We start from the raw sequence: 562 nt of genomic DNA, 5'->3' as shown, positions 1-562 counted from the left end.
GCATTAGTTATTGTTGAGCTTTTTTCGTGTGAACGATTTCTAAAATCATTTTCCAGCAGCCTGACATTATTAATACTTATTTATAAAGTAGGAAGTTGGATTATCAAAAACATACAAGCACCAATGAAAAGATTTCTGTTACATACGATTTTACTTTCGCTCTTCGTAACAGTTGGTTTGCCTGCCTTTGCCTGGGTGGGTATGCCAACACCAAGATTACGCGTTGAGGGGCGATATCTGAAGGATCCGCATGGCAACATTGTGAATTTGCATGGAACGGCAGTTACACCAAGTCCTTGGTTCAATGGCGGCCAGTTTGGTACATGGCGCTGGAACAATTATGATGTGGAAGGATGTCTTAACTATAATAAGGCTGTAATTGATAAGCTGACGGATCCGGATGAAGGCTGGTTCATGAGCTACATCAGATTACACATAGACCCCTATTGGACAAATTTACCCGGTACACCCATTCCTGAGCATGACATTTCAAGGTTTAGGTATGATCGTTTGGTGTATGCAGTGGACAATGTTATTATGCCGCTCATTGATTATGCAAAAG

The 562-nt window shown here is 41.1% G+C and carries 1 protein-coding gene; it reads left to right on the top strand.

Going from position 1 to position 562, the window contains the following annotated elements; translation table 11 throughout:
• On the top strand, positions 1-562 hold a 562-nt coding region (locus C6366_RS20830; protein ID WP_199221575.1), incomplete at both ends, for a hypothetical protein.

Source organism: Desulfonatronum sp. SC1, from assembly GCF_003046795.1.
Taxonomy (GTDB): domain Bacteria; phylum Desulfobacterota; class Desulfovibrionia; order Desulfovibrionales; family Desulfonatronaceae; genus Desulfonatronum.
This window is presented reverse-complemented; position numbering and strand designations above follow the sequence as displayed.